The following is a 25,792-nucleotide window of genomic DNA, read 5'->3' on the forward strand; positions in this document are numbered from 1 at the left end:
GTGTGTGCTTAGAAATTGCCGACGAACCACTCTTTGACGCGCGCAAGCAGCCCCCCGAACGAGCCCGCTTTTTGCGCCACCTTCTGCCCGCGCAGGCGCGCCAGCCGCGCCTCGTCGAGCAAACCCATCACAGTGGCCGCGCGCGGATGCGCGACCATGTCCCCGAGCGCGCCGACGTACTGGGGCACGCCGCGCCGCACGGGCTTCAGAAAAATGTCCTCGCCCAACTCGACCATGCCGGGCATGACCGCGCTGCCGCCGGTGAGCACGACGCCACTGGACAGCAGCTCCTCGTGGCCGGATTCGCGAATCACGTGCTGCACGAGCGAAAAAATCTCCTCCACGCGCGGCTCGATGACCCCGGCCAGCGCCTGGCGGCTAAGCAGCCGCGGGCCGCGGTCGCCCAGGCCCGGCACCTCCACCTGCTGATCTGGGTCGGCCAACAGTTGCTTGGCGCAGCCGCTTTCGATCTTGATGTCCTCGGCGTCCTTGGTGGGCGTGCGCAGCGCCATGGCGATGTCGTTGGTGATCAGGTCGCCGGCGATGGGAATGACGGCGGTGTGGCGGATCGCCCCCCCGGCGAAGATCGCCACATCCGTGGTGCCGGCGCCGATGTCCACCAACGCCACGCCGAGCTCTTTTTCGTCGTTGGTGAGCACGGCCTGGGCCGCGGCCAGTGGGTTGAGCATCAGCTGCTCCACTTCCAGGCCGCAGCGGCGCACGCATTTGAGGATGTTTTCGGCCGCGCTCTGCGCGCCGGTGACGATGTGCACCTTGGCCTCCAGGCGCACGCCGCTCATGCCGATCGGCTCCTTGACCTCCTGGCCGTCGATGATGAATTCCTGCGGCTCGACCAACAGCAGGCGCTGATCGGTGGAGATGTTGATGGCCTTGGCGGTCTCGATGACGCGCGCCACGTCGGCGGGGCTGACCTCGCGGTCTTTGATGGCCACCATCCCCTGCGAGTTGATGCCGCGCACGTGGCTGCCGGTGATGCCGGTGGTCACGCGCGTGATGCGGCAGTCGGCCATCAATTCGGCTTCCTTGAGCGCTTGCTGGATGCTGGCCACGGTGGCGTCGATGTTGACGACCACCCCGCGTTTGAGGCCGTTGCCGGGTGCCACGCCCAGTCCGGCGAGTTTGAGTTCACCGCCCGGCAGCACCTCGGCCACCACCACCATGATCTTGGCGGTGCCGATATCCAGGGCGACCACGATGTCCTTGTATTCCTTGGCCATGATGAGGGTTTCAGCGAGAAGAGGGGCGAGGGGCGGCAGTGGTGGTCGAGGCGGCGGCCGGACGCGCTGCCGCACGCCCCGACGGCGCCAGGGGATCGACGTTCGTGGTGACGCCGCGCAGCTGCACGGCATAACCATTGGGGTAGCGCAGATCGGCACTGACGATGTCGCGTGGGCCGTAGCGGGCACGCAGCGCCGGCTGGGTGGCAACGAAGCGCTGCAACCGCTCGACCGCGAGGATGTCGCCGCGCCCGAGTTCGATCGGCGCGCCGTTGTCCAGCGTCACGCGCCAGGCGCCGCGCTCGCTGAGCTCCAGGCGCGCGACGTCGCGCCCGAGTCGCTCGATGAGCGGCAGCACGCGGCGGTACATGGCCACCACGGTCTCGGCGTCGGCCGCCGGGCCGTGCAGAACGGCCCACTGCTCGGCGCGCGCGTCGTCGGGTTCGGCCTCGAAAACTTCACCGCGCACGCTCACCAGGCGGCCATGGGTCGGATCGCCCCACCAGGCCAGCGCCTCGTGCTCGGTGAGCGTGACGCGCAAGCGGTTCGGGAATTGGCGCTGCACCACCGCCTCGCGGACCCAAGGCAGAAGGAGGAAACGCTCGCGCGCGCTAGCCAGATCGAGAGTGAGAAAGGTGCCTTGTAGGTGCGGCAGCACCAGCGTGCGCACCAGTGCCGGGGTTTGGTGCGTCACGTCTCCCTCCAGGGTGATGACGCGCACCGTCCACATGGGATGACGCGCCACCCACCAGGCCACCACCACCAGGGCCGCCGCGGCCGCCAGCACGGCCAGTCCCGCCGCGACGGCGTTCATCAGACGCACGTCGAACGGAACGGCTGGCAGGGCGGCGGCGCGGTGGTTGCGCATATCAACGGCTCCCCTTACGGCCGGCAGGCGCCGGCGCGGGTTGATCCAACGCTGCATCTGCCAGCAGGCGCAGGCACAGCGCCTCGTAGTCGAGCCCGGCGGCGCGCGCGGCCATCGGCACCAGGGAGTGGCTGGTCATGCCCGGGGCGGTGTTGATCTCCAGCAGATACGGCCGGCGCGTGGCCGCGTCGATCATCACGTCAGCGCGCGCCCAGCCACGACAGCCCAGCGTGCGGTAGGCGGCCAGGACCAGGGACTGGATGGCGGCCTCCTCGCCCGCAGGCAGATCGCAGGGCACGATGTAGCGCGTCTCGTCGCTGAAATATTTGTTTTGGTAGTCGTAGTTGCCATCGGGCGCGACGATGCGGATGACCGGCAGCGCCCGCGCCTGCGCGCCGCGGCCCAGGACGGCACACGTGACCTCATCGCCAGCGATGAACTGTTCGCACAAGACCTCCGGGTCGTGCTGGGCTGCCAAGCGGTAGGCCGCAGCGCACTGCGCGCGTGCCGTCACTTTGGTCAGGCCGATGGTGGAGCCCTCGCGCGCGGGCTTGACGATCATCGGCGCGCCCAGTGCGTCGAAGGCCGCCTCGGCTTCGTCGGCACTGCTGACCTCGCGCCAATCGGGCGTGGGCAGCCCCGCGGCGCGCCACAGGCGCTTGGTCATCACCTTGTCCATGGCCACGCTGGAGGCCAACACGCCCGAGCCGGTGTAGGGAATGCCCATCAGCTCCAGCGCCCCCTGCACCGTGCCATCCTCGCCAAAGCGCCCGTGCAGCGCGATGAAGACCCGCTCGAAGCGCTCGTGCGCCAGCTCCCACAGCGGGCGCTCGGCTGGATCGAAGGCATGCGCATCGACACCGGCGCGGCGCAAGGCCGCCAGCACGCCCGCGCCCGACATCAGCGAGACCTCACGCTCGGCCGAGTGCCCGCCCATCAGCACCGCGACCTTGCCCAGCGCACGCGGGTCCACGGCGGCCGCTCCCAGGGTCGTCAGCGCGCTCATGCCGCGCCCTCCTGCGCCGGCTGCGCAGTGCCGGCGTGCGCCAGCGCCACCACCTGGGCCGGCACCGTGCCGATCGAGCCCGCCCCCATGCACAGCAGGACGTCGCCGTCGCGCGCACTGGCTAGCAGCGCAGCCGGCAGCTCGGCCACGTCGTCCACGAACAGCGGCTCCACGCGCCCGGCCACGCGCAGCGCGCGCGCCAGGCTGCGGCCGTCGGCGGCCACGATCGGCGCCTCGCCGGCCGCGTAGACATCGGTCAGCAGCACCGCGTCGGCCTGCCCCAGCACCTTGACGAAATCTTCGAAACAGTCGCGCGTGCGGCTGTAGCGGTGCGGCTGGAATGCCAGCACCAGGCGCCGCCCGGGGAAGGCGCCGCGCGCGGCCGCCATCGTGGCGGCCATCTCCGCCGGGTGATGGCCGTAGTCGTCGATGAGGGTGGCGTGGCCACCGGCCGGCAGCGGCACCTCGCCGTAGCGCTGGAAGCGCCGGCCCACCCCCTTGAACTCGGCCAGTGCCTGCAGCACGGCGGCATCGGGCACACCCAGTTCGGCCGCCACCGCGATGGCCGCCAGCGCATTGCGCACATTGTGCAGTCCCGGCAGGTTCAGCACCACCTCCAGATCGGGCAGCGCCACGCCGTTGCGCCGCTGCACCCGAAAATGCATTTGCGTGCCCACGGCGCGCACATCGAGCGCACGCACCTCGGCGTCTTCGTCCAGACCGTAGGGTGTGACCGGCCGCTGCACGCGCGGGCGCAGCGCGCGCAGCTGCGGGTCGTCGATGCACAACACCGCTGCGCCGTAGAACGGCATGCGGTGCAAAAAATCGACGAAGGCCTGCTGCAGACGGCCGAAGTCGTGGCCGTAGGTGTCCATGTGATCGGCATCGATGTTGGTGACCACCGCCATCACCGGCAGCAGGTTCAAAAACGACGCGTCGGATTCGTCGGCCTCGACCACGATGTATTCACCCTGCCCCAGCCGCGCATGAGAGCCCGCGCTGTTGAGGCGCCCGCCAATCACGAAGGTCGGGTCCAGCCCAGCGGCGGCCAGCACGCTGGCCACCAGGCTGGTGGTGGTGGTTTTGCCGTGCGTGCCCGCGATCGCGATGCCCTTTTTCATGCGCATCAGCTCGGCCAGCATGACGGCGCGCGGCACCACCGGCAGGCCGCGCGCATGCGCCGCCTGCACCTCGGGGTTGTCGGGACGCACCGCGGTGGACACCACCAGGCAATCGGCGCCGGCGATGTGCGCGGCGTCATGCCCGATGGCGATGCGCGCGCCGAGCTGGCGCAGCCGGCGCGTGGCCGCGCTTTCGCCCAGATCGCTGCCCGAGACGGTGTAGCCGAGCGTGAGCAGCACCTCGGCGATGCCGCTCATGCCGGCCCCACCGATGCCCACGAAATGAATGTGACGAATGGCGTGCTTCATAGCGTATGGCGGCAAGCGGCGGGCAACATGGCGGTGCAGATCTGAACGAGGGCTTCGACCGCGTCGGTCTTGCGCAGCGCCCAGGCACGCTCGGCGCACTGGCGCAGCGCGTCGCGACTCAAGCCGCGCAGCCACTCGGCCAGCCAGGCGGGCGTGAGCTCGTGCTGGGCGCGCAGCCAGGCGGCGCCCGCGTCGGCCAAAAAGCGCGCGTTGCGGGTCTGGTGGTCGTCCACCGCGTGGGGAAAGGGCACGAACAGCGCTGCCGCGCCGACTGCGGCGATTTCGGTCACGGTGCTGGCGCCGGCGCGCGCGATGATGACGTCGGCCTCGGCAAAGGCCGTGGCGGTGTCGTCGATGAAGGCGACGCACTCGGCCTCGACGCCGGCGCTCGCGTACGCCGCGCGTAAGGCCTGCAGATGGCGCTCGCCGCTTTGATGCCGCACCTGCGGGCGCAGCGGTGGCGGCAGCAAGGCCAGGGCTTGCGGCACGATCTCGTTGAGCGCCTGTGCGCCCAGGCTGCCGCCGACCACCAGCAGGCGCAGCGGCCCGCTGCGATTGGTAAAGCGCTCGGCCGGCGGCCTCTGCTGCACGAAGGCGGCGCGCAATGGGTTGCCGATCCACTGCGCCCGCGGCAGCGCGTTCGGAAACGCGGTCAACACCCGATCCGCCACCTGTGCCAGCACGCGGTTGGCCAAGCCAGGCACCGAGTTTTGCTCGTGCAGCACCAGCGGGCGGCCCGCCAGCACCGCCATCATGCCGCCGGGGAAGGTGATGTAGCCACCCAGGCCAATCACCACATCCGGGCGCACCCGGCGCACGACGCGCCAAGCCTGCCAGAACGCGCGCAACAGGCGCGGCGGCAACAGTGCCAGCGTCAACGCCCCCTTACCGCGCACGGCGCCAAAGGCCACGGGCTCGAAGGCAAAGCCGTGCGGCGGCACCAGGCGCGCCTCCATGCCGCCCGGCGCGCCCAGCCAGTGCACGCGCCAGCCGGCGGCGCGCAGCGCTTGGGCCAGCGCCAGCCCGGGGAAGATGTGGCCGCCGGTGCCGCCGGCCATCACGAGCGCAACGGGCGCGCGGCTCATCGACGGCCTCCCTGCATCAGCACGCGGTTTTCCCAATCGACGCGCAGCACGAAGGCCAGCGCGACCAGATTCAGCAAAATGGCCGAGCCGCCGTAGCTCATCAGCGGCAGCGTCAGCCCCTTGGTCGGCAGCGCCCCCAGGTTGACGCCGATATTGATGAAGGCCTGAAAGCCGATCCACAAGCCCACGCCCTGGGTCGCCAGACCGGCGAACACCTGATCCAGCGCGATGGCCTGGCGGCCGATTTGCATGATGCGTCGAGTCAACCAGAAAAACAGCACGATCAGCGTCAACACGCCCGCAAAGCCGAGCTCTTCACCGATGACGGCGAGCAAAAAGTCGGTGTGCGCTTCGGGCAGCCAATGCAGCTTTTCCACGCTCGCCCCCAGCCCCACGCCGAACCACTCGCCGCGTCCCAAGGCGATGAGCGCGTGCGTGAGCTGGTAGCCCTTGCCCAGCGCGTGCTGCTCGCTCCACGGATCGAGGTAGGCAAAGATGCGCTCGCGCCGCCAGTCGTTGGTCAGCACCACCATGGCGAAGGCCGCCACCACCACCAGCGCGATCAGGAAAAACATGCGCGCATTGACGCCACCCAAGAACAAGATGCCCATGGCGATGACGGCAATCACCATGAACGCCCCCATATCGGGTTCGGCCAGCAACAGCACCCCGACCAGGCCCACCGCCACCGCCATCGGCCAGACGGCGCGAAAAAAGCGCTCCTTGACCGCCATGCGGCGCACCATGTAGCTGGCGGCATACAGCGCAGTGGCGAACTTGGCCAGCTCCGACGGCTGAAAATTCAGCACCCCCAGCGCGATCCAGCGCCGCGCACCGTTGACGCCCCGGCCGATGAAGGGCACCAGCACGATCACCAGCAGCGCCAGCGCCGCCACGAACAGGGGCACGGCCCAGCGCTCCCAGCGCTCGATCGGCACCTGGAAGGCCAGCAGCGCGGCCACCGCACCAATGGCGATGGCCAGTGCGTGACGCAGCACGAAGTGGTACGGGCTGTAGGCGGCAAAGCGCGGATTGTCGGGCAGGGCGATCGAGGCCGAATAGACCATCACCAGCCCCCACGCCAGCAGCGCCACCACCACCCAGGCCAGCGTCTGGTCGAAGCCCGTCACCGGCACGGTGGGCGCGCGTGTCCAATCGCGCTGCAGCGGCAGCGGCGCGGCGCGGCGATCGGTGGCCCAGGCAGCGTGCCACCACGCACGCGCGCGGGGCAGCCACTGCGCCCATCCGCTGGATTGACGCGACGCGGTGCTCATGCCGGTGTGCCCTCCTCGGCTTGCAGCGCCCGCACCGCGTCGACGAACACCTGCGCGCGGTGCGCGTAATCGCGAAACATGTCCAGACTGGCGCAGGCGGGCGACAACAGCACCGCATCACCCGGCTGCGCCTGCGCCGCGCACCAACGCACGGCGCTGGGCAGATCGGTGCAGTGCTGCCGCGGCACGCCGCTGTCGGCCAGCGCGGCGTCGATGGCCGCCGCCGCGCGCCCGATCAGGGCCACCGCACGCACGTGGCGCGCGACGGCAGGGGCCAGCGGCGCAAAATCCTGCCCCTTGCCCTCACCGCCCAAAATCAAGACCAGCCGCCGCTGCGCGCCCAGCCCCTCGATGGCCGCCAGCGTGGCGCCGACGTTGGTGCCCTTGCTGTCGTCGATGTACTCGACCTCGCGCACCAGCGCCACCGGCTGCACCCGGTGCGGCTCGCCGCGGTAGTCGCGCAGGGCATGCAGCAGCGGCGCCAGCGGCGCGCCCGCGGCGCTGGTCAGCGCCAACGCGGCCAGCGCGTTGGTGGCGTTGTGCCGTCCCTGAATGCGCAAGGCCTCGGCTGGCATGAGGCGCTGCAGCGACAGCTCGGCCGGATCGAACGCCTCGGCCGCGGTGTCGGCGTCGAGCGGGCGCGCCCGCACCAGCCAGGTCATGCCGTGCACCGTCTCCAGCCCCCAGTCACCGGGACGGGTGGGCAGCCCGGCGCCAAAACTCGTCCAGGCGCGACCGCCTGGCTGTGAGCGCCGCCGCCCCGTTCGTGCCGGCTCGGGCGGCTGCCAGGCGATCACGGTGGGGTCGTCGCGGTTGAGCACCATCAGACCGTGGCGGCCGAAAATGCGTGCCTTCGCCGCGGCGTAGGCGGCCATCGATCCGTGCCAGTCCAGGTGGTCTTGGGTGACGTTGAGCACCACCGCCGCGGTCGGCTCGAAGTCGCGCACACCGTCGAGCTGAAAGCTGGACAACTCCAGCACCCACACGGGCGGCAGACGCTGCGCCTGCCAGCGCTGGGCCAGGGTATCCAACAGGGTGGGGCCGATGTTGCCGGCCACCGCCACATCCCAGCCCAGCGCGCCCAGCAGGTGCGCCGTCAACGCGGTGGTGGTGGTTTTGCCGTTGGTACCCGTCACCGCCAACACCGCGGGCCGATACGACTGCGTCTGCGCCAGATGGCGCAGCGCACCGGCGAACAGATCCAACTCACCCAGCACCGGCACCCCGGCAGCGGCGGCGGCGGCCGTCAGCTCGGCCATGGTATGCGGCGCCAGCCCCGGGCTGCGCACCACCAGCGTCCAGGGCGCGCGCTGCCACAGCGCAGCGTCCAGCGCCACCCCGGCCCACAGGGCGGCGCCGGGCGCGGCTGCGGCCAGCGCCGCTGCCTGCGGCGGCTGCGCACGGGTGTCGGCCACGGTGACACGGGCGCCCGCGGCGTGCAGCCAGCGCGCCAGCGCCAGGCCCGAGGCGCCCGCGCCCAGCACCAGCACGTCGCGGGCACGAACGTGCGGCAGGGCGTCGTGGGTCCAAAGCGGGGCGTTCATCGCAGTTTCAGCGTGGACAGACCGATCAGGCACAACAGCATCGTGATGATCCAAAAGCGCACGACCACCTGGGTTTCGCGCCAACCCGATTTCTCGAAGTGGTGGTGCAGCGGCGCCATCTTGAACAGGCGCTGCCCGGTGCCCCAGCGGCGCTTGGTGTACTTGAACCAGGCCACCTGCAGCATCACCGACAGCGCCTCGGCCACGAAGATGCCGCCCATGATGGCCAGTACGATCTCCTGCCGCACGATGACGGCGATGGTGCCCAGCGCCCCGCCGAGGGCCAAAGCGCCCACGTCGCCCATGAAGACTTGCGCCGGATAGGCGTTGAACCACAGAAAGGCCAAACCGGCGCCAGCCATGGCGGCGCAGAAGATCAGCACTTCGCCGGTGCCGGGGATGTGCGGCAGCAACAGGTAGCGCGCAAACACCGCATTGCCGGTGACGTAGGCAAACACCCCCAGCGCCGAGCCCACCATCACCACCGGCATGATCGCCAGCCCGTCGAGCCCGTCGGTGAGGTTGACGGCGTTGCTGGCGCCGACGATGACGAGGTAGGTCAGCAATACGAAGCCGGTCACGCCCAGCGGATAGCTGATTTCCTTGAAAAACGGCACCATCAGGCTGGTCTGCTCGGGCAGTTCGATGCGAAAGCCCGAGGCCACCCAATCGGTGAACAAGGCCCACACGCGCGCGTTGGATGCCTCGGAAATGGCAAACACCAGGTAGAAAGCGGCCGCCAGGCCGATGACCGACTGCCACAGATATTTTTCGCGCGAGCGCATGCCTTCGGGGTCTTTGCGCACTACCTTGCGCCAGTCGTCCACCCAGCCGATGGCGCCCATGCCCAGCGTCACCGCCAGCACGATCCAGACGAAGCGGTTGCTCCAGTCGAACCACAGCAGGGTCGCCACGGTGATGGCAAACAAAATCAGCACACCGCCCATGGTGGGCGTGCCGCTTTTGCTCAGATGGCTCTGCACGCCGTAGGCGCGTACCGGCTGGCCGATTTTGAGCGCGGTGAGCTGGCGAATGAACCACGGCCCGGCCACGATGCCCACCAGCAGCGCGGTCATCGCCGCCATCACGGCGCGAAACGTGAGGTATTGGAAGACGCGCAGAAAGCCCAGCTCCGGCCAGAGCCCCTGCAGCCACGATGCCAAACTAGGCAGCATGTCCTCCCCCCTCCTTCTCCTTCTCGGGCGTGCTGGCGCGCGCTTGCAGCGCTGCCACCACCCGCTCCATGCGCATGAAGCGCGAACCCTTGACCAACACGCTGCCGCCACCGCTCAGCGGCACGGTCTGCAGGGCCTGCAGCAGCGTCTCGACGTCGGCAAAGGCGCGCAGGCGCTCGCTAGCGAGCGAGCCCAGGGCTTGCGCCGCGGCATGGCAGGCCTGCCCGGCCACCCACACCCGCTCCAGCCCTTGCGCCAATGCGTAGCGCAGCACCTCGTCGTGGAACGCCGCCGCCTGCGCGCCCACTTCGCCCATGTCGCCCAGCAACAGCCAGCGCGGTGCCGGCAGCTCGGCCAGCAAGTCGATGGCGGCGCGCACCGAATCCGGGTTGGCGTTGTAGCTGTCGTCCACCACGCTCCACGGGGCTGCCGCCACGGTCAGGGCCAGGCTGCGGCAGCGCCCAGCCACCGGCTCGAATGCCGCCAGACCCTGCAGCACCGCCGCCAGCGGCACCCCCACGGCCAGTGCACACGCACTGGCGGCCAAGGCGTTGCGCACGTGATGGCGACCGGCGATGCGCAGCCGCGTCGTCCCCGTCCCGGCCGGGGTGTGCAGGTGCAGCGTCCACCCGCCCTCGGCCCAGGTGGCGTCGGCCCAGACGTCGGCGCCGGCGGCACGTGCGCCAAAGGTCAGCAGTCGGCGTCCGGCGGCCAGTTGGCGCCACAGCGGGGTGTAGGTGTCGTCTGCCGGCAACACCGCCACCCCGTCCGCGGGTAGCGCCTGCAGCACGGCGGCGTTTTCCCGCGCCACCGCCTCGACGCTGGCCATGAATTCCAGGTGTTCGCGCTGCGCGTTGGTGACCACCGCCACCGTGGGCTGCGCAATCGCCGCCAGGGGGGCGATTTCACCCGGATGGTTCATGCCGAGCTCCACCACCGCCAGGCGGTGCGTGGGGCGCAGGCGCAGCACCGTCAGCGGCACGCCGATGTCATTGTTCAGATTGCCTTCGGTGGCCAGTGCAGCGTCGCCCACGGCGGCGCGCAAGATGGCGGCGGTCATCTGCGTCACCGTGGTCTTGCCGTTGCTGCCGGCCACCGCCACCAGCGCGCCCGCCCAGCGCTGCCGCCACGCTGCCGCCAGCGCCCCCAACGCGGCGCGGCTGTCGGCCACCTCCACGCCGGTCAAGCCCGCTGCGGCCAGCCCGCGTTCGGCCAGCGCCCCCACCGCACCGGCGGCGGCGGCCTGGGGCAAAAAGTCGTGTGCATCGAAGCGCGCACCGTGCAGGGCGACGAACAAGTCACCCGCGCGCAGCGAACGCGTGTCGGTGTGCACGCGCAGCGGCGCCAGCGTCGCCACCGGCCCCACCGGGCGCGCGCCGGGCAGCGCGGCCAGCAGCGCGCCCAAACCGATCATGGGTTGTGCCGGTGGCGCGGTGGTGCTCATCGGCTCTCCTCCCGGCGACGTTGCAGGGCGGCACGCGCCTGCGCGACGTCGGAAAATGGCCGCCGCACGCCCCCCACCTCCTGATAGTCCTCGTGGCCCTTGCCCGCCAGCAACACCACGTCGGCAGGGGCGGCTTGGTACACCACCCAGTCGATGGCGCGCGCGCGATCGACCTCGACGTGGGCCTTGCCAGGCGCACGCAAGCCGCGCTGCATCTGCGCCAGGATGGCCAGCGGGTCTTCGCTGCGCGGGTTGTCGCTGGTCAACACCACGGCGTCGGCCCCCGCTTCGGCGGCGGCGGCCATCAGTGGACGCTTGCTCGGGTCACGGTCGCCGCCACAGCCCAGCAGACACCACAGCCGACCAGCGCGGCGCTGCGCCAGCGGCCGCAGCGCCCGCAGCGCCTGTGCCACCGCATCGGGCGTGTGCGCATAGTCCACCAGCACCAGTGGCAAGCCGGCGTCGCTGGCGGCGGCCTCGTCCCACGCCGGTTGCATGCGCCCTGGCACCGCCGTCAGCGCCGCGCTGGCCCCCTGGATCGTCGGCCACGGCAGGCCTTGGCTGCGCAGCACGGCGATCGCCGCCAACAGATTGGCCAGGTTGTAGTCGCCCACCACCGGCAGGGTGAAGCTCGCCTCCCGCCCCCCCTCGGCCACCGTGAAGCACACGCCGTCCTCACGCCAGGTGCGCCGCAGCAGGCGCAGGCGGGCGGTGGCGGCCTGCTCGGGCGTCGTGGCATAGGTCCACAGGTCCACGCCGGTGCCACGCTGGCTCAGCGCTTGGGCCAGCAGGCGGCCATGGGTGTCGTCCAGGCACACCACCGCCACGCGCAGGCCGGGCCAGTCGAACAGGCGGCGCTTGGCAGCCCAGTACGCGTCCATGCTGCCGTGGTAGTCCAGGTGGTCCTGGGTCAGATTGGTGAACACCGCGGTGTGTACGGCGGCCCCCTCCAGCCGCCCTTCGGCCAGGCCGATCGACGATGCCTCCAACGCCACCGCACGCACACCGGCGTCGGCGAAACCGCGCAGGGCCCCCTGCAACATCACCGGATCCGGGGTGGTGAGCCCAGTTGGCGCCAACGCCTGGCCCGGATGGCCCACGCCCAGCGTTCCGATGAGCCCTGCGGGACGGCCGGCCGCCTGCAACCACTGCGCCACCCACCAGGCGGTGGAGGTTTTGCCGTTGGTTCCGGTGATGGCAATCAAATCGAGCGCGCGGCTGGGATGGTCCCAAAAGGCGCTGGCCAGCGGGCCAGCCAGACGCCGCAGGCCCGCCACGGCGCGCACGGCGGCCTCGGGCGTGCCGGTGCCGACCACATCGAACGCATCCTGCGGGTGCGCGGCCAGCCAGGCGGGCAGCCCTTCGGCTTCCACCACGGCGGCGGGCGCGCCGGCCTGCAGCGCGGCGCACACGAAGCGCCGCGCATCGGTGGCCGCCCCGGGCCAAGCGATGAAAGCGTGGCCGGGCGGCAGACGGCGGCTGTCGGCACTCAGCCCCCGTGCGCCGCGCGCGCGCAGCCAGGCCACGATGCTGGCCAAGTCGTCCAGAGAGCGGCCGAGCGCGCTCATACCGGTTCCTCCGGCAAGGCTTCGGCGACGATGCGCGGCTGCACGCGCATGTCCGGTGGCACGCCCAGCAGCCGCAGGGTCTGCTGCGCCACGTCGGAGAACACCGGTGCCGCCACCACGCCACCGTAGATGGCGCCGTTGTTGGGCTCGTCCACCATCACCGCGATCACCACGCGCGGCTGCTCCACCGGCGCCAGTCCGACGAAGAAGGCGCGATATTTGCGCGCCGCGTAACCGCGCCCCTCTTGCTTGCGCGCGGTACCGGTTTTGCCGCCTACCGAGTAGCCCACCGTCTGCGCCAGCTGCGCCGTACCACCCGGGCCAGCCGCCAGCTGCAACATGTGGCGCACGGCGCGCGCGGTCTCGGCGCTGAAGACACGCACTCCGGCCACCGGAGCCTCACGCCGCAGCAGCGTCACCGGCACCCGTTCGCCATCGCGCGCAAACACCGTGTAGGCTTGCGCCAGCTGCAGCAGTGAGGTCGACAGGCCGTAGCCATAGCTCATCGTCGCCTGCTCGATGGGGCGCCAGGTTTTGTAGAGGCGCAGCCGCCCGGCCGTGGCGCCCGGAAACGGCACCTCGGGCTTGTGGCCGAAACCCGCACGCGTGTATGTTTCCCACAAATCGCGCGGCTGCATCTGCATGGCGAGCTTGACGGTGCCGACGTTGCTCGACTTCTGGATCACCTGCTCGACCGTCAGCACGTCGTAGGGGTGTACATCGGAGATGGTGAAGCCGGCCATTTGCAGCCGGCCGGGTGCGGTCTGAATCGGTGTGTCGGGGCGGGCCAAGCCGCTGTCCAGCGCCAGCGCGGCGACGAACGGCTTCATCGTCGAGCCGGGCTCGAAGCTGTCGGTCAGCGCGGCGTTGCGTAGCTGCTCACCGGTCAAGCGCCGACGATCATTGGGGTCGTAGCTGGGATAGTTGGCCAGTGCCAGCACCTCGCCACTGCGGGCATCGAGCACCACCACGCTGCCCCCGCGCGCACGGTGCTCCTGCACCGCCTCCTTCAAGCGGTGATAAGCGAAAAACTGCACCTTGGCATCGATGGACAGCTGCAAATCGCGACCGTCCACCGGCGGGATGATGTCACGCACGTCCTCGACGATGCGGCCCAGGCGGTCCTTGATGACGCGGCGCGAGCCGGGCCGACCGCTGAGCTCGCGCTCGAAGGCCAGCTCCACGCCTTCCTGCCCGCGGTCTTCGATGTTGGTAAAACCCACCACGTGCGCCACCGCCTCGCCGTGCGGGTATTGCCGTTTGTACTCGGGGCGCAGATACAGGCCCTTGATGCCGAGCGCCTGCACGCGCCGCGCCACCGCGTCGTCCACCTGGCGCTTGATCCAGACGAAATTGCGCTCGCCCACGTCCAGGCGCCGGCGCAGTTCGGCCACCGGAAGATCGAGCAGGCGCGCCGCCTCGGCCAGCCGCGGATGGTTCAGATCGACGTCCTCCGGATCGGCCCAAATGCTTTGCGCCACCACGCTGGTGGCCAACATCTCGCCGTGGCGGTCGAGCACGCGACCACGGCTGGCCGGCAGCTCCAGGGTACGGGCATAGCGCACTTCGCCCTGGCGCTGGAAAAAGTCGTTACCAATGATCTGCACGTAAGCAGCGCGGGCCGCCAGAGCGGCAAACGCCACGGCCAGCGCAGCCACGATGAAGCGGCTGCGCCACACGGGCGTGGCGCTGGCCAGCAGCGGGCTGCTGCCGTAGGGGATGCTGCTGCGCGCGCCGGCGCTGCCCGGGCGAATGCTCATCGCGCCCCTCCGGCAGACGTGGTTCCTTGAGCCAGCGCCACATATTCGGTGATGGCGGGATCGGCGGGGCGCATCTGCAGCTGGCGCTGCGCGAGCTGCTGCACACGCGCCGGCGCGGCCAGCGCGCGCTGCTGGGCCAACAGACGGTCGTGCTCGGCCGCCAATTGGGCCGCCAGGTTGCGCACGCGCTCATTGGCCACGTACAGACGGCGCCACTCATGCTGCAGCGTCACCAGTGCAAAGCAGCTCACCAGCAGGGCCACCAGCAGGACAATGTTGAGCCGCGTCATCGCCACCCTCCTCGCGCCTGCGGCGCGCGCCGCACAGCGGCGGTGCGGGTGGCAGCACGCATAACGGCGCTGCGCGCGCGCGGATTGGCTGCCACTTCCTGCGGCGTGGGCATGGTGCGCGACAGCTGTGCCAGCAGCGGCGGCGGGGGTTCGACCATCGGCGCGCGTCGGTCCACCGCGGCACGGGCGTGCGCCGTCATGAACCGTTTGACCAGACGATCCTCCAGCGAATGAAAGCTGATCACCACCAAGCGCCCGCCCGTGCGCAGCACGACCAGCGCCGCGTTCAGCGCCTGCTGCAGCGCTTCAAGCTCGGCGTTGATGTGAATCCGAATAGCCTGAAATGTGCGCGTTGCAGGGTCCTTGCCCGGCTCGCGGGTTTTGACCGCGCCAGCCACGATTTCGGCCAACTCGGCGGTGGTTCGAATAGGCCCCCGTTCCTGTCGGCGACGATCAATCGCCTTTGCAATCTGTGCAGCAAACCGCTCTTCGCCGTAGTCACGAATCACCTCCGTCATCTCGGCCACCGTGGCCGTGGCGAGCCACTCGGCGGCGCTGGCACCGCGCGTGGGGTCCATGCGCATGTCCAGCGGGCCATCGTGGCGAAAGGAAAAACCGCGCGCCGGGTCATCGAGCTGGGGTGAGCTCACCCCCAAATCGAGCAACACCCCGTCGGCGCTGGCCGGCGGCAAAGCAGCCAGCGCGGCGAAGCTGTCGTGGCGCACGGTCACGCGTGCGTCCTCGGCGGCGAGGGCCTCGGCCACAGCGATGGCCTGCGGGTCTTTGTCGAATACGGTCAGCCGCCCGCGGGGCGACAAGCGCGCCAGGATGGCGCGGCTGTGGCCGCCGCGGCCAAAGGTGCCGTCGATGTAGTGACCGTCCGGTTGGATCTGAAGGGCCTCGACCGCTTCACTCAACAGGACGGTGCGATGGGTCCGTGTCATCTGCACCGTCCGCCCCTCAGAAAGAGAAATCCTTGAAGGCGTCGGGCATTTCGCCCTGCATCGCCTCGGCCTCCTGGGCCGCATAGGTGGCCGCGTCCCAGAGCTCGAAGTGGTTGCCCATGCCCAGCAGCATGGCTTCGCGCGTCAGGCCAGCGGCCGCGCGCAGCTCGGGCGCCACCAGCACCCGCCCCTGCGCGTCCATCTCACAGTCTTGGGCATTGCCCAAGAAGATGCGCTTCCACCACTGGGCCGACATCGGTAGCTGGGCGATGCGTTGGCGAAACTGCTCCCACTCCGGACGCGGAAAGATCATCAGGCAGCCGTGCGGATGCTTGGTGATGGTGAGTTGCCCCTGGGCCGTGGCGACCAGCACGTCACGATACCGGGTCGGCACCGACAGCCGCCCCTTGACATCGAGACTGAGAGAGGACGCGCCCTGGAACACGGTTCAGACCCAGCGGAGGGAAACCACTTTTCACCACTTTTTTGCACTTCCTTCCACTGTAGCACCAAAATGCCCGGCAAAACAAGCCGTCTGTCACTTTTTTCGGCGCGAAATCAACGACTTAGGCCCCAAAACCGATGGGGTGAGCACACTCAAAAAGAGCTGCAAATCAACTGCTTGGGAAGGGTTTGAAATGCGCTGCGTGAAGTTTCAGCAGCCCTTGGGCACGACACGGCAAACGTGGCGCCCGCCCGGCGCGCGATGCCGGTGGCGCAAAAAAGCGCCACCCCACGCTGCGGCCCAGCAGCCGGTGGTGGCGCGCCAGCGGCCATGTCGGATCCGCCGCCGTGCCGTGCCCGCCGGCACGGCCGCCGTCACAGAATGAAACGCGACAAGTCTTCGTTGTGCGCCAGCGCCGCCAGGCGCGCCTCCACCATGGCGGCATCGATGGTGACGGTCTGCCCGCTCAGGCGCGGGGCGTCGAAGCTGACCTCGTCGAGCAGGTGCTCCATCACCGTGGCCAAGCGGCGCGCGCCGATATTTTCGGTGCGCTCGTTGACCTCGTAGGCGATGACGGCGATGCGGCGGATGCCGTCATCGGTGAAGACCAGTTGCACCCCTTCCGTGGCCAGCAGCGCTTGGTACTGGCGCACCAGGCTGGCGTGGGTTTGCGTCAGGATGGCCTCGAAATCCTGCACCGACAGCGGCTGCAGCTCCACCCGGATCGGAAAACGCCCCTGCAGCTCCGGGATCAGGTCGCTGGGCTTGCTCAGGTGGAAGGCGCCGCTGGCGATGAACAAAATATGGTCGGTGCGCACGGGGCCGTATTTGGTGGAGACGGTGGTGCCCTCCACCAGCGGCAGCAAGTCGCGCTGCACGCCCTGGCGCGACACGTCGGCGCCGCCGACCTCGCTGCGCGTGGCGACTTTGTCGATTTCGTCGATGAAGACGATGCCGTTTTGCTCCAGGTTGTGCAGCGCCTCGGCGCGGATTTCCTCTTCGTTGACGAGCTTGGCGGCCTCTTCTTCGACGAGCAGGCGACGCGCCTCGGCGATGCGCAGCTTGCGCAGCTTGCGCCGGCCCAGGTTGAGCTGCCCAAACAGCCCCTTGAGCTGCTCGGACAACTCTTCCATGCCGGCCGGCGTCATCACTTCGAACTGCGGCTGCGGCGCGGCCAGCTCCAACTCGATATCCTTGTCGTCCAGCTGCCCCTCGCGCAGCTTTTTGCGAAACACTTGGCGCGCGGCGCTCTCACGCTCGCCCTCGCCGTCGCGCGCCAGCGGGATCAGCGCATCCAAGATGCGGTCCTCGGCCACGTCTTCGGCGCGGCTGCGCACGCGCGCCATCGCCGCCTCACGGGTTTGCTTGACGGCGATGTCGGCCAGGTCGCGGATGATGCTGTCCACATCCTTGCCGACGTAGCCGACCTCGGTGAATTTGGTTGCCTCGACCTTGATGAAGGGTGCGTTGGCCAGCTTGGCCAAGCGGCGCGCGATCTCGGTCTTGCCCACGCCGGTGGGGCCGATCATCAGGATATTTTTGGGCGTGATTTCGGGACGCAGTTTGGCATCCACCTGCTGGCGACGCCAGCGATTGCGCAGCGCAATCGCCACCGCCCGCTTGGCGGCTTGCTGACCGATGATGTGGGCGTCGAGCTCGGAGACGATCTCCTGCGGGGTCATGGCCGCGCTCATGCGAGCACCTCCACGGTGTGGTTCTGGTTGGTGTAGATGCACAGGTCACCGGCGATGCGCAACGCCTCGCGCACCACCGCCTCGGCCGGCAGTGCGGTGTGCTCGATCAGCGCCAGCGCCGCCGCCTGCGCGTAGGCACCACCGGAGCCGATGGCGACGATGCCGTGTTCGGGTTCGAGCACGTCGCCGTTGCCGGTGATGACCAGGCTGGTGCTGCGGTCGGCCACCGCCAGCATCGCCTCCAGGCGGCGCAGCACGCGGTCGGTGCGCCAGTCCTTGGTCAGTTCGACCGCAGCGCGCACCAAATGGCCCTGATGTTTTTCCAGCTTGGCCTCGAAGCGCTCGAACAGCGTGAAGGCGTCCGCGGTGGCACCGGCAAAACCCGCCAACACCTGGTCACGGTACAAGCGCCGCACTTTGCGCGCGCTGGCTTTGACGACGATAGGGCCCAGGGTGACCTGGCCGTCGCCGCCCATGGCGACCTGCACCCGGCTGAGGTCGGCGGGGTCGGCGCGGCGCACACAGACGATGGTGGTGCCGTGAAAGACGGCACCGGCAGAGGATGATCGTTCCATGCCTAGTATTGTCGCAGCCGCACGGTGGCCACTTCGTCGATGCCGACCACGTGCAGCAACACCGCCAGCAACGGGCCGACCCCCTCCAACTCGACACGCACGCCGCGCCCACGTGCCGCCAGCAACCATTGCAGCAGCGCGCCGGCCGCCGCGAAATCCAGCCGCTGCAAGCGCTGTGCATCGATGCGCAGCAGGCGCGCGGCCGCCTCGGTGGCCGCACCGTCGGCGAGCGCCGCATCGAAAGAGGCCAGCAACGCGCGAATGTCCCCCTGTATCACGCCCTCCAGCCGCACCGCCGTTGCCGCCGCAGGAAGCAGGGTCTGTACCGACCAGCCAGTCGGGTGGGTGGACAAGGCGGGGAACGCCGTCTCACCCAGCGCCACGGTGGTGACATCGTCGGTTCCGGGGGCATCGGCCGACGGGGTGGCCGCCACCGCGTGCGCGTCCGCTACAGGCGACAGCACCGCCGGCCAGTCCTCCACCCCTTCGACGCGCGCCACCGGCTCGCGCCACACGGGCGCCGCGTCGCCGTAGGTGACACAGTAGTCCAAGGCCACCAGGTCGAATTCGTCGCGCCGCCCGAGCAACCGCAGCGCCGCCAAGCGCAACTGCCACCACACGGGTGCGGTATCGCGGCGCCCCGACGGCGTGCTCGCCTTCAGGCGGCGCCGCAGCACCGCGCTGCCACGCCAGTGAAGGGTCAGTGGGCGCTGCGCCCAATCCTCGAACAAGGCCAGCAAGCCCCGCGCCGCCGGTGCATCGGCCACCAGCCAATCGGTCCAATCCATCCAGCGCGGCGGGGCGCTGGCGCGCGCGCGCGCGGCCAGCGCCTGCACCGCCGCCAGGTCCAGCAGTGGCGGGCACACCCAGACATCGCCGGGCTGGGCAACCGCAGCGGCTGCCTTCGTCGCCTGTGCCGCTGCCGACGAAGCGAGCGGCCAGCGCGGCACCGGTCGGCCAAACCGATCGGCCCACTCGGCCGCCCACTCTTCGAAGCCCTCGACGTCGCCGTTGGACCAGTACCAGTCCAGCAGCAAGGTCCCAGCCACCTGGGCCAGCGGCGTGTCGACCTCCTGCGCCAGCAGCGCCTCGAGCGCCTGCCGCGCCGCCTCCAGCCGCCCGTTGGCAAAGCGCACCGCGGCCTCCGTCAGCGCCGGATGCCACAGCAGCGCGTCGCGCTCGGCGTGGGCCAGCGCCGGATCGGGGCCGACGACATCGATGCGCAAGCCATCGGCCGCGCCGGCGGGCGCAGCCGACCCGATCGGCAGCGGGGTCGGCGCCCCGATGCGCAGCGGCTCATCGCGGGCGGTCCGCGACAGCCACTGCTGCGACATCTGCGCCTCGATGCGCGCGATCTGCTCGATGGTGCGCGACTTGTCGGGGCTGACACGGTTCCAGCCGCTGCAGGCCCCGCCGGCGCTGGCCAAACCGCTGGACGACCCCGAGGACGCCGCCGCTGGCTCGCTCGTCGCGCTCGGGCTGGGCGTGCGCGCACGCATGAGCGCGCGCAACGCTTCCAGCTCTTGCACCCGCACGCGGTCGTTGCGGCGCTTACGCTGCAGGGCGGCCTGCAACGCCTGCCGTTCTTCTTCCAGACCGGTCACATCCGCCGCCGGGGGATCGCCGGTGGCGCTGCGGCCCCACAAGCAGCGCCACCACCTGCTGCCGATGCCGGAGTCGGGCTCGCCCTGCATGCTTCGCGCGTTCACTGCACAGGCGGGCGCCACCGCACGTGGCGCGCCTCAATCACCGAACAGCTTTTGCTTGAGCTCGCGACGCTGCTGCGCCTCGATCGACAACGACGCCGTCGGACGCGCCAGCAAGCGCCCCACACCGATCGGCTCACCCGTTTCCTCGCAGTAGCCGTATTCGCCGCTGTCGATGCGGGCCAGCGCCTGCTCGATCTTTTTGAGCAGCTTGCGCTCGCGGTCGCGCGTGCGCAGCTCCAGCGCGTGCTCCTCTTCGATGGTGGCGCGGTCGGCGGGATCGGGCACGACCACGGTGTCCTCCCGCAGATGCTCGGTGGTCTCGCCCGCGTTGTTGAGGATGTCGCGCTTGAGCGTCAGCAGCTTGTGACGAAAGTACGCCAGCTGCACATCGTTCATGTACTCCTCGTCCGGCATCGCCAGGATATCGGCGTCGGTGAGTTGCTCGACGGGGAGCCGCTTCCAGTTGTCGGCGCGGGAGGGGTCTTTGCGCAGCGTCGCTGCAGCAGGCGTGATCGTGGTCATGACAGGTTCGGGGGAATAACTGGCCTTGGCCGCCCGCGGATCATGGGTGGGCGCTACGGCCTCGGTGGTCTGGGCGTGCATGGCCGCACGCTCGGCGCGGCGGGCCGCCGCGGCAGAGGGTTTGCGCACCGTGCGCACCGGCGCGTCCGCCTGGGCAGGCGGCACGGCGGAACCGGCTTCGGGGGCAGCGTCCCCAGGCATCGGTTTACGGCTCTTCACGGCTCATCTCCTCTGATGAGCGGGGCACGGAAGGCTGACCGCCTACGGCGCGGCCTCCCCGCCACGCCGTCCACCCCGCAAAGATGGGCGCCGATTGTAAGCGCAGCGCCCGCCCTGCTGCCGCGCACGTTGCAACGGAGCCACAGTGGCGGCAGCAACCGACGGTTGCTGCAACGCCGCGGGGCGGCGGCGCAGCGTCGATCAGGCATGCCGGCGGCTGCAGCGAAGGCGCCACCGCACAACGGACGCCGCTCGTTCACACCAGGGACTGCTCCAGGCCCTGCACCAGGATGTCGCGCGGCAGGTCGATGCCGATGAACACCATTTTGCTCTCGCGCTTTTCGCCCGGCTTCCACACCGGGCCCAAGTCGCTGCCCATGAGCTGATGCACACCCTGGAAGATCACCTTGCGGTCGGTGCCCTGCATGTGCAACACGCCCTTGTAGCGCAGCAGCTTCGGCCCCCAGACCTGCACCACCGCGCCCAGGAAGTCCTCCAGCTTGTGCGGATCGAACGGCCGCTCGCTGCGCCACACGAAGCTCTTGACGTCGTCATCGTGATGGTGGTGCTTGGCCTGTCCGTGCACCCGCCCGTGGTCATGATCGTGCGCGCACTGGCCGTGGTCGTGATCGCAGTGGCTGTGGTCGTGCTCGTCGGCCTTGAGGAAGTCGGGGTCGATGTCGAGCTTGGCGTTGAGGTTGAAGCCGCGCAGATCCAACACTTTGCTCAGCGGCACCTGGCCGAAGTGCACGGTCTCGATCGGTGCGCGCGGGTTCATGTGCTTGAGGCGGTGCACCAGCGCGTCGAGCTCATCGACCGACACCAGATCGGCCTTGCTGACGAAGATCTGATCGGCAAAGCCCACCTGGCGCCGCGCCTCCTGTCGGCTGTCGAGCTGTTGGGCCGCGTGCTTGGCGTCCACCAGCGTCAGGATGCCATCGAGCAGATAGGTCTCGGCGACCTCGTCGTCCATGAAGAACGTCTGTGCCACCGGCCCCGGGTCCGCCAGCCCGGTGGTTTCGATGATGACGCGGTCGAACGCCAGCAAGCCCTTGCGGCGCTTGGCCGCCAGCAGCGACAGCGTGCTGCGCAAATCCTCGCGGATGGTGCAGCAGACGCAGCCATTGCTCATCTGGATGATTTGCTCCTCGGTGTCGGCCACCAGGATGTCGTTGTCGATATTTTCCTCGCCGAACTCGTTTTCGATGACGGCGATGCGCTGGCCGTGGGCCTCGGTGAGCACGCGCTTGAGCAGCGTGGTTTTGCCCGAGCCCAAAAAGCCGGTCAGGATGGTTGCAGGGATGAGTGCCATGACATCAGTGTAGTGCGGGTGTCAAGTGCCGGCATCGCGGCACGCCGTCACGGCCGGCGCCACAGTACCAGGCCCTTGAGGTACTCGCCCTCCGGAAACGCCAGTCCGGTGGGATGGTCGGCCGCGCCACCGTGCCGTGCCAGGATGGCGGCGTCGACACCGGCCTCGTCGGCGGCGCTGGCCACGATCTTCTGAAACAACTCCACGCCCACCGCACCGGAGCAGGAATAGGTCAGCAACAGCCCGCCGGGGCGCAGCAGTTTGAACGCCAGCCGGTTGACATCCTTGTACGCGCGCGCGGCGCGCTCGACGTGCGCCGCCGACGGCGCCAGCTTCGGCGGGTCGAGCACGATGGCATCGAACCGCCGGCCTTCGGCCAGATAGGCGCGCAGACTGGCGTTGACGTCGGCATCGACGAAGTCGCAGCGCGCCAGATCGAACCCATTCAAGGCCACGTTGTGCCGCGCGCGCTGCAGGGCAGGGCCGGAGGAATCGATCGAGATGACCTGGCGCGCGCCGCCGGCCAGCGCCGCGACCGTGAAGCCGCCGGTGTAGCTGTAGCCGTTGAGCACCTCGGCGCAGCCGAAGCGGCGCACCAGCTCGGCACAGGCGCGCCGACTGTCGCGCTGGTCCAAATAGTAACCGGTCTTGTGGCCTTCGCCCACGTCCAGGCTCAGGCGCCAGCCGTTTTCGTGAATCACGCACTCGGTGGGGCCACTGCCGCGCAGCCAGCCGGTCACGGGCGGCAGCCCCTCGCGCTGCCGCACGCTGGCGTCCGAGCGCTCGTACAGCCGCGTCAGCCCCGTCACCCGCAGCAAGGCATCGGCCAGCGTGGCCTTGTGCCGCTCCACCCCACTGCTGCCGAACTGCGCTACCAAGGTGTCGCCGTAGCGGTCCACCACCAAGCCCGGCAGTCCGTCGGACTCGCCGTGCACCAGACGCACCCCGTCGCTGTCGATGGCCAGGCGCTCGCGCAAGGCCACGGCCGAGCGCAACCGCCGCTCGAAAAACGCGGCGTCGATGCGCTCGGCCTCGTCGAAACTCCACACCCGCACGCGGATCTTGGAGCCGGGCGCGTAAGCACCCCACGCCAAAAAGCGCCCGTCGGCGCTTTCCACCCGCACCGTCTCGCCGACGTCGGCCGCACCCCGCTCGATGGCGCCGTCAAACACCCAGGGGTGACGGCGCCACAGCGAGCGCTCTTTACCGGGCTTGATTCGAATCGTCTTCATGGGGGCGGATTGTCCCACCCCCGATGCCGACTCAGGCGCTCACGGACGCAGATAGACGAAGCCCTCGCGCGCCTGCAGCTTGGCCACCTCCGCCACCCCGGAGGGAACGATCTTGGCCTCGGGCAGCAGCTTAGCCGCATCGATATTGCGCACCACCAGCGTGTTGTTGCAAACACGGAACTCGACGCCGCGGTTGGCCAGATCGGCCACCGCGCCGGCAAACGGCTGCTCCATTTGGTTGGTGGCCCCTTCGAGCAAAAAGTCGATGCCCAGGCCGTGGGTGACGACGACGATCTTGGCCGTCGGGTCGGCAGCCAGGTGGTTACGAATGTTCTGGATGGCGCGTGAGGCCTGCGGAATGCCCTCACTCACGTGGTAGACCACCTTGATTGGCTCGGCCGCTTGCACCGCGCCCGCCAACATCAGGGCGCCCAGCAGGGCCGCCCACCAACGCCGTAGCCATCGGATCATGATGTGTCTCCTTTCGTCATCGGCATACTGTTCGAATGTGCGCCCCGATTGTGCGCCCGATACCTCCGGCGGGTCGTATTCCATGCGCGTCATAGGGTTTTATGCCCCGCGGTCTTTGGTTGTGGGCCGCGTAGTGGTCCGCGCTGCCTCCCCAGCAACCGACGGCGACGCACCCCCGGCTGATGCCGCCGGTGTCGAGTGGGCGCGCGGGTGCGCGGCCTCGTAAACCCGAGCCAGATGCTGAAAGTCGAGCCGGGTATAGATCTGCGTGGTGCGAATATCGGCGTGGCCGAGCAGCTCCTGCACGGCGCGCAAATCGCCACTGGACTGCAGCACATGGCTGGCAAAACTGTGCCGCAGCATGTGCGGATGCACGCGCTGCGGCACGCCCGCTGCTTGCGCCCACGCCGCCAGTTGGCGACGCGCCACCTGCGGCGTCAGGCGCGCGCCGCGCGCGCCAACGAACAGCGCTGGCTCGTGCGCCGCCGGCGCCAGCGCCGGGCGCTGCGCCAGCCAGCGCCGCAGCGCCGCCAGTGCCGCCGCGCCCACGGGCACCGTGCGCCAACGCCCACCCTTGCCAAGCACGTGCGCCTCACCCGCCTCCAGGTCCACCCAGCCACGATCACGGCGCCCCGGCTGCACGTCCAGCGCCAGCAGCTCGCCCAAGCGCAACCCGCTGCCATACAGCAGCTCACCGAGCGCCTGATCGCGCGCGCGCAGTGCATCCGCCACTGCCTCGTGCGGCCCGGGTGCGACCGGCGGCGTCTGCGTCACGAGCCGCAGCGCTGCCTCCACCGACAGCGCTTTGGGCAGGGGTTTGTCGGCCTTGGGGGCACGCACGCCCACCAGCGGATGGCGCGTGATGCGCCCCTGCCGCCCAAGCCAGGTATAGAAGCCCCGCCAGCACGACAGCACCAGCGCCAGCCCCCGGGGCTGGCGCCCCTGCGCATGCATTTGCGCCACCCAGCGGCGCACCAGGGCCGGCTCCACCGCCGCCAGCGCCACACCGGCAGCCCGTGCGCGCGCATGCAGCTCTTGCAGGTGGCGTGCATACAACGCCAGCGTACGGGCCGCCAGGCGCTTTTCGACCCGCACATGGGTCAGATAGGCTTCGATGAGGCTGGCGTCGGCATCCATGGCCCGAGCCTTGCGAGACGTTTACGCCGACGCTGCCGGCAGCAGCCGCGACAGGGCGGCGGCGGCTTGCGCGCCGATGCGCCGCAAAAATTCGGTGCCGGCCTGCACCTGGAAACGGTGTGCATCGGGGGAGGCCAGCACCAACAGACCGAATGCTGCATCGGCCTCGGCCTGGCGCAGAGGCAGCAGCGCCACCGACGCCACCGCTGCCGGCTCCGCCACCCACTGCACCGCCTCGACCCCGGGGTTGGGGCCGCAATACGGCTCCTGCAGCGACGAGGCAAAGGCCCGTATATCGTCACTGACGCCCTGCACCCACGGGGCCTGCTGCCATGCCGGCCCCACCCCCCACAAGCGCAAGGCCACCAGAGGCACATCGAACGCTTCGCGCAAGCCCTCAGTCACCGCCTCTGGCAACGCCGCCGGGGTGGGCACCGCCAGCAGCCGACAGGTCCAGCGCTGCAGCCGGTCGAGCAAGGCCATGTTGTCCTGCCCGTTGCGAATCATCTCGGCCGTGCGCAGCTCCCACTGCCGCAGCCGCTCGCGCAGGATTTCCACCTGGCGCTCCAGCAGCGATACCGCCCGGCCGGTGTGCGGGCTGGTCAGTTGCACCGTGGCCAGCAGCTCGGCGTGGCGCTCGAAAAAGTCGGGGGTATTGAGCAGAAACTGCGCGATGTCGTCTTCGGTGATCGGCTGCAACGCGGCAGCGGACGGGGGTGCCATGGCTTTCACTCCTCCACACAGAGAACGCCCCCGGGGCCGGGGCTCGGCTGCGCATTGTCGCGCAGGACGCGCGCCTACACGCCATCGCACGAGGCCCGGCGTCCACAACGCGCCAGGGGGCCGCACC

The 25,792-nt window shown here is 69.8% G+C and carries 23 protein-coding genes; all 23 read right to left on the reverse strand.

Translation table 11 applies throughout. The features are described from left to right. Positions 1 to 8: 8 nt before the first annotated feature. The 23 genes from ftsA to Tchar_RS02660 all read right to left on the reverse strand — a co-directional run bounded on the left by ftsA (position 9) and on the right by Tchar_RS02660 (position 25,665). On the reverse strand, positions 9 to 1,238 hold the full coding sequence (gene ftsA / locus Tchar_RS02550; RefSeq protein WP_144327531.1) for a cell division protein FtsA: 1,230 nt from the start codon (positions 1,236 to 1,238) through the stop codon (positions 9 to 11). 10 nt (positions 1,239 to 1,248) lie between these two features. After that, entirely contained in the window at positions 1,249 to 2,106 is an 858-nt protein-coding gene (locus tag Tchar_RS02555; protein WP_144327532.1) for a cell division protein FtsQ/DivIB, read from the reverse strand. Position 2,107: 1 nt separating this feature from the next. Further along, complete coding sequence (locus Tchar_RS02560) at positions 2,108 to 3,112, reverse strand: D-alanine--D-alanine ligase (RefSeq protein WP_201739278.1); 1,005 nt, start codon at positions 3,110 to 3,112, stop codon at positions 2,108 to 2,110. Continuing rightward, positions 3,109 to 4,542 (reverse strand): UDP-N-acetylmuramate--L-alanine ligase, encoded by a 1,434-nt coding sequence (gene murC / locus Tchar_RS02565; protein WP_144327533.1) that lies wholly within the window; start codon positions 4,540 to 4,542, stop codon positions 3,109 to 3,111. Before murC ends, Tchar_RS02560 begins: the two co-directional genes overlap by 4 nt. Beyond that, complete coding sequence (gene murG, locus Tchar_RS02570) at positions 4,539 to 5,627, reverse strand: undecaprenyldiphospho-muramoylpentapeptide beta-N-acetylglucosaminyltransferase (RefSeq protein WP_144327534.1); 1,089 nt, start codon at positions 5,625 to 5,627, stop codon at positions 4,539 to 4,541. The genes murC and murG overlap by 4 nt, the downstream gene beginning before the upstream one ends. Then, a complete protein-coding gene (gene ftsW, locus Tchar_RS02575) occupies positions 5,624 to 6,901 on the reverse strand; it encodes a putative lipid II flippase FtsW (RefSeq protein WP_144327535.1) in 1,278 nt (425 codons plus the stop codon). The genes murG and ftsW overlap by 4 nt, the downstream gene beginning before the upstream one ends. Continuing rightward, positions 6,898 to 8,445 (reverse strand): UDP-N-acetylmuramoyl-L-alanine--D-glutamate ligase, encoded by a 1,548-nt coding sequence (gene murD, locus Tchar_RS02580; RefSeq protein WP_144327536.1) that lies wholly within the window; start codon positions 8,443 to 8,445, stop codon positions 6,898 to 6,900. Before murD ends, ftsW begins: the two co-directional genes overlap by 4 nt. Further along, positions 8,442 to 9,620, reverse strand: a complete 1,179-nt coding sequence (mraY, locus tag Tchar_RS02585; RefSeq protein ID WP_144327537.1) for a phospho-N-acetylmuramoyl-pentapeptide-transferase — start codon at positions 9,618 to 9,620, stop codon at positions 8,442 to 8,444. The genes murD and mraY overlap by 4 nt, the downstream gene beginning before the upstream one ends. Beyond that, a complete protein-coding gene (locus tag Tchar_RS02590) occupies positions 9,610 to 11,064 on the reverse strand; it encodes a UDP-N-acetylmuramoyl-tripeptide--D-alanyl-D-alanine ligase (protein ID WP_236640131.1) in 1,455 nt (484 codons plus the stop codon). Before Tchar_RS02590 ends, mraY begins: the two co-directional genes overlap by 11 nt. Then, positions 11,061 to 12,632: a UDP-N-acetylmuramoyl-L-alanyl-D-glutamate--2,6-diaminopimelate ligase gene (locus tag Tchar_RS02595; protein WP_144327538.1), complete on the reverse strand. Its 1,572-nt coding sequence runs from the start codon at positions 12,630 to 12,632 to the stop codon at positions 11,061 to 11,063. Before Tchar_RS02595 ends, Tchar_RS02590 begins: the two co-directional genes overlap by 4 nt. Next, on the reverse strand, positions 12,629 to 14,392 hold the full coding sequence (locus Tchar_RS02600) for a peptidoglycan D,D-transpeptidase FtsI family protein (protein ID WP_144327539.1): 1,764 nt from the start codon (positions 14,390 to 14,392) through the stop codon (positions 12,629 to 12,631). Before Tchar_RS02600 ends, Tchar_RS02595 begins: the two co-directional genes overlap by 4 nt. Continuing rightward, the gene (ftsL, locus tag Tchar_RS02605) at positions 14,389 to 14,682 is read right to left on the reverse strand and encodes a cell division protein FtsL (protein ID WP_144327540.1); all 294 of its coding nucleotides are present in this window, start codon (positions 14,680 to 14,682) and stop codon (positions 14,389 to 14,391) included. Before ftsL ends, Tchar_RS02600 begins: the two co-directional genes overlap by 4 nt. Continuing rightward, on the reverse strand, positions 14,679 to 15,626 hold the full coding sequence (rsmH, locus tag Tchar_RS02610; protein ID WP_144327541.1) for a 16S rRNA (cytosine(1402)-N(4))-methyltransferase RsmH: 948 nt from the start codon (positions 15,624 to 15,626) through the stop codon (positions 14,679 to 14,681). The genes ftsL and rsmH overlap by 4 nt, the downstream gene beginning before the upstream one ends. 16 nt (positions 15,627 to 15,642) lie before the next feature. After that, entirely contained in the window at positions 15,643 to 16,071 is a 429-nt protein-coding gene (gene mraZ, locus Tchar_RS02615; RefSeq protein ID WP_144327542.1) for a division/cell wall cluster transcriptional repressor MraZ, read from the reverse strand. Between the two features lie 374 nt (positions 16,072 to 16,445). Next, entirely contained in the window at positions 16,446 to 17,765 is a 1,320-nt protein-coding gene (gene hslU, locus Tchar_RS02620) for an ATP-dependent protease ATPase subunit HslU (RefSeq protein WP_201739279.1), read from the reverse strand. Continuing rightward, positions 17,762 to 18,340, reverse strand: a complete 579-nt coding sequence (hslV, locus tag Tchar_RS02625) for an ATP-dependent protease subunit HslV (protein WP_144327543.1) — start codon at positions 18,338 to 18,340, stop codon at positions 17,762 to 17,764. The genes hslU and hslV overlap by 4 nt, the downstream gene beginning before the upstream one ends. Positions 18,341 to 18,342: 2 nt before the next feature. Continuing rightward, positions 18,343 to 20,034: an STAS domain-containing protein gene (locus tag Tchar_RS02630; RefSeq protein WP_144327544.1), complete on the reverse strand. Its 1,692-nt coding sequence runs from the start codon at positions 20,032 to 20,034 to the stop codon at positions 18,343 to 18,345. 48 nt (positions 20,035 to 20,082) lie between these two features. Continuing rightward, positions 20,083 to 20,790 (reverse strand): RNA polymerase-binding protein DksA, encoded by a 708-nt coding sequence (gene dksA / locus Tchar_RS02635; RefSeq protein WP_236640133.1) that lies wholly within the window; start codon positions 20,788 to 20,790, stop codon positions 20,083 to 20,085. Positions 20,791 to 21,046: 256 nt separating this feature from the next. Then, positions 21,047 to 22,102, reverse strand: coding sequence for a CobW family GTP-binding protein (locus Tchar_RS02640; RefSeq protein WP_144327545.1), 1,056 nt, complete (start codon positions 22,100 to 22,102; stop codon positions 21,047 to 21,049). A 47-nt stretch (positions 22,103 to 22,149) separates the two neighbouring features. Continuing rightward, complete coding sequence (locus Tchar_RS02645) at positions 22,150 to 23,334, reverse strand: class I SAM-dependent rRNA methyltransferase (protein ID WP_144327546.1); 1,185 nt, start codon at positions 23,332 to 23,334, stop codon at positions 22,150 to 22,152. 39 nt (positions 23,335 to 23,373) lie between these two features. Continuing rightward, positions 23,374 to 23,805: a DsrE family protein gene (locus Tchar_RS02650; protein WP_236640141.1), complete on the reverse strand. Its 432-nt coding sequence runs from the start codon at positions 23,803 to 23,805 to the stop codon at positions 23,374 to 23,376. Between the two features lie 99 nt (positions 23,806 to 23,904). After that, entirely contained in the window at positions 23,905 to 24,942 is a 1,038-nt protein-coding gene (locus Tchar_RS02655; RefSeq protein ID WP_144327547.1) for a tyrosine recombinase XerC, read from the reverse strand. 21 nt (positions 24,943 to 24,963) lie between these two features. After that, the gene (locus tag Tchar_RS02660) at positions 24,964 to 25,665 is read right to left on the reverse strand and encodes a DUF484 family protein (RefSeq protein WP_144327548.1); all 702 of its coding nucleotides are present in this window, start codon (positions 25,663 to 25,665) and stop codon (positions 24,964 to 24,966) included. Between the last annotated feature and the right edge of the window lie 127 nt (positions 25,666 to 25,792).

Source organism: Tepidimonas charontis (genome assembly GCF_007556685.1).
GTDB classification, from domain to species: domain Bacteria; phylum Pseudomonadota; class Gammaproteobacteria; order Burkholderiales; family Burkholderiaceae_C; genus Tepidimonas; species Tepidimonas charontis.